Source organism: Desulfofundulus thermobenzoicus (assembly GCF_009428905.1).
Lineage (GTDB): Bacteria > Bacillota > Desulfotomaculia > Desulfotomaculales > Desulfovirgulaceae > Desulfofundulus_A > Desulfofundulus_A thermobenzoicus.
This window is the reverse complement of sequence record NZ_WHYR01000092.1, coordinates 1-3777: the sequence shown is the minus strand read 5'-3', so window position 1 is coordinate 3777 and position 3777 is coordinate 1. Positions and strand designations below refer to the sequence as shown.

The window sequence follows — 3777 nt, the reverse complement described above, 5'->3', positions numbered from 1 at the left end:
GACCAACTGTTCCTTGAAAACTTCACAGTGGGAGAAAGTTCGTCGAGGTCAAGATACGAAGGGCATACGGTGGATGCCTTGGCGCTTTGGGCCGATGAAGGACGTGGTAAGCTGCGAAAAGCCACGGGGAGCCGCAAACAGGCATTGATCCGTGGGTTTCCGAATGGGGCAACCCGGCGGGGGAAACCCCGTCACCCGGCACTGAATCCATAGGTGCCGGGGGGGCACCCGGGGAACTGAAACATCTTAGTACCCGGAGGAAAAGAAAGCAAAAGCGATTCCCCCAGTAGCGGCGAGCGAAAAGGGAACAGCCTAAACCCGGCACTCAACTCAGAGCTTGTCTTATGCATAAAAAAAGGGCAAGTTTTGAGTTGAGTGCCGGGGGTTGCGGGACTTCCCGTAAAGCGCCGGACCTCTTAGCCGAAGAGGGCTGGAAAGCCCCGTCACAGAAGGTAACAACCCTGTAGGCGAAAAGGGGGAGGGCGTGGGAAGCATCCCAAGTACCGCGGGACACGTGGAACCCTGCGGGAAACAGGGAGGACCACCTTCCAAGGCTAAATACCCAAAGCGACCGATAGTGAACCAGTACCGTGAGGGAAAGGTGAAAAGCACCCCGGGAGGGGAGTGAAAGAGAACCTGAAACCGTATGCCTACAAGCAGTCGGAGCGCGTTAAACGCGTGACGGCGTACTTTTTGTAGAACGGACCGGCGAGTTACATCCAGCGGGCGAGGTTAAGGCTAGAAAGGCCGGAGCCGGAGCGAAAGCGAGTCTGAACAGGGCGTGCAGTTCGCTGGAGTAGACCCGAAACCGGGTGAGCTACCCATGTCCAGAGTGAAACTAAAGTAAAATTTAGTGGAGGCTCGAACCAACCGTCGTTGAAACGGCGGTGGATGAGGTGTGGGTAGGGGTGAAATGCCAATCGAACCCGGAAATAGCTGGTTCTCCCCGAAATAGCTTTAGGGCTAGCCTCGTACGAAAGTACCGGAGGTAGAGCACTGACTGGGCTAGGGGCCTACCCGGGTTACCGAACCCAATCAAACTGCGAATGCCGGCTACTTGGTGTACGGGAGTCAGACTGCGGGTGCTAAGATTCGTAGTCGAAAGGGGAACAGCCCGGACCGCCGGCTAAGGTCCCCAAGCGGTGCTAAGTGGGAAAGGATGTGGGGTTGCGCAGACAACCAGGATGTTGGCTTAGAAGCAGCCACCATTCAAAGAGTGCGTAATAGCTCACTGGTCAAGTGACCCTGCGCCGAAAATGAAACGGGGCTCAAGCACCGCACCGAAGCCGCGGATCTGAGAGGTGAGAGGTGAGAGGTTGGAAGTGGGAATAACGAGCTTCCGTGACCTGGCGATATATCAGAAAAGCTATGTGCTTGCGTTGGAAGTGCATAAGCTAACGCGGGAATTGCCGGAGGTCGAGCGGTATGAGCTTGGTCATCAGTTGCGCAAAGCAGCCGTATCCATTCCGGCAAACATTGCCGAAGGATACGGGAGGAAAAACTCGCAGGCAGAGTTCAAGCACTTTTTACGCAATGCTTTAGGCTCATCCAATGAGATACAGGTACTTCCTAGCATGATCCAGGACCTGGATTACCGGAACACAGAAAAGCTCATAACAGAGTATGACGTGCTGGGCAAACAGATATATCGCCTGATCGAAACATGGAAGTAAGTATTCTCACATCTCACTTCTCACATCTCACCTCTCAGGTGGTAGGGGAGCGTTGTGTAAGCGACGAAGCCGTACCGGGAGGAGCGGTGGAGTTTACACAAGAGAGAATGCCGGTATAAGTAAGCGCAAAGGCAGGTGAGAATCCTGCCCGCCGAAAGCCTAAGGATTCCTGGGGAAGGGTCGTCCGCCCAGGGTAAGCCGGGACCTAAGCCGAGGCTTGAAAGCGTAGGCGATGGACAATCGGTTGAAAATCCGATGCCACCTTGAGGTCGTTTGCAGGATGGGGTGACGCAGAAGGGAAAGCCAGGCGCGCGGCTGGAAAAGCGCGTCCAAGCCAGTAGGGTGTGGGGCAGGCAAAACCGTCCCACGTAAGGCCCGAGAGGTGACGGGGAGGGAACAAGAGTACCGAAGTGGCTGACACCCAGGCTGCCAAGAAAAACCTCTAACGAGACCGCAAGGTGCCCGTACCGGAAACCGACACAGGTAGGCGGGGTGAGGATCCCGAGGCGCGCGAGAGAACCCTCGTTAAGGAACTCGGCAAAATGACCCCGTAACTTCGGGAGAAGGGGTGCCCCGTCAGCGTGAAGGTAGAACTGCTGGAGCGCGAGGGGGCCGCAGAGAAAAGGCCCAAGCGACTGTTTACCAAAAACACAGGTCCCTGCAAAATCGGAAGATGAAGTATAGGGGCTGACGCCTGCCCGGTGCTGGAAGGTTAAGGGGAAGGGTCAGGGGAAACCCGAAGCTCCGAACCGAAGCCCCAGTAAACGGCGGCCGTAACTATAACGGTCCTAAGGTAGCGAAATTCCTTGTCGGGTAAGTTCCGACCCGCACGAAAGGCGTAACGATTTGGGCACTGTCTCAACGAGGGGCTCGGCGAACTTGTAATACCCGTGAAGATGCGGGTTACCTGCGACAGGACAGAAAGACCCCGTGGAGCTTTACTGCAGCCTGACATTGGACTTCGGTATTGCATGTACAGGATAGGTGGGAGGCGGGGAAGCCGTGGCGCCAGCCGCGGTGGAGCCAGCGTTGGGATACCACCCTTGGGATATTGGAGTTCTAACAAAGGGCCGTGAAGCCGGCTCGTGGACAGTGTCAGGTGGGCAGTTTGACTGGGGCGGTCGCCTCCCAAAAGGTAACGGAGGCGCCCAAAGGTTCCCTCAGCGCGGTTGGAAATCGCGCGGAAGAGTGCAAAGGCGTTAAGGGAGCTTGACAGCGAGACACACAGGTCGAGCTGGGACGAAAGTCGGGCTTAGTGATCCGGCGGTTGCGAGTGGAAGCGCCGTCGCTCAACGGATAAAAGCTACCCCGGGGATAACAGGCTTATCTCCCCCAAGAGTTCACATCGACGGGGAGGTTTGGCACCTCGATGTCGGCTCATCGCATCCTGGGGCTGGAGTAGGTCCCAAGGGTTGGGCTGTTCGCCCATTAAAGCGGTACGTGAGCTGGGTTCAGAACGTCGTGAGACAGTTCGGTCCCTATCCGTCGCAGGCGCAGGAAACCTGAGAGGAGCTGTCCCTAGTACGAGAGGACCGGGATGGACAGACCGCTGGCGTACCAGTTGTTCCGCCAGGGGCAGCGCTGGGTACCCAAGTCTGGTGAGGATAAGCGCTGAAAGCATCTAAGCGCGAAGCCCCCCTCGAGATGAGGTTTCCCATGGCATAAGCCAGTAAGACCCCTGGAAGACTACCAGGTAGATAGGCCGGGCGTGTAAGCGCAGCAATGCGTTGAGCGGACCGGTACTAATCGGTCGAGGGCTTGACCAGAACAGTCGTCGGGAGTCGGAGGTCGGAAGTCGGATTAAGAAGGAAACCGCTGAGGCGGTTTCCAGGTTAAAGCCGGCTAAGACTACGATAACCGGCGGCAGAGACGAATTTAAACCCACTGTGAAGTTTTGAGGGAACATTATCCGTGAGAAATCGGAGCTAAGGGGTTTGAAGAATTCCGACCTCCGGCCTCTGACTTCCGACATCCGATTTGCAGTGGCCATACCGGAGGGGAAACACCCGTTCCCATCCCGAACACGGCAGTTAAGCCCTCCAGGGCCGATGGTACCGGGGGGTGGACCCCTGGGAGAGCAGGTCGCCGCTGCAAAATATTTAAA

General features: G+C 56.7%; 2 rRNA genes. Both read left to right on the top strand.

Annotation, left to right across the window (positions count from 1 at the left end):
- The first annotated feature begins 46 nt into the window (after positions 1-46).
- Positions 47-3439 (top strand): 23S ribosomal RNA (locus GFC01_RS17500).
- A 212-nt stretch (positions 3440-3651) separates the two neighbouring features.
- A 5S ribosomal RNA gene (rrf, locus tag GFC01_RS17495) occupies positions 3652-3767 on the top strand.
- The last annotated feature ends 10 nt before the right edge of the window (positions 3768-3777 follow it).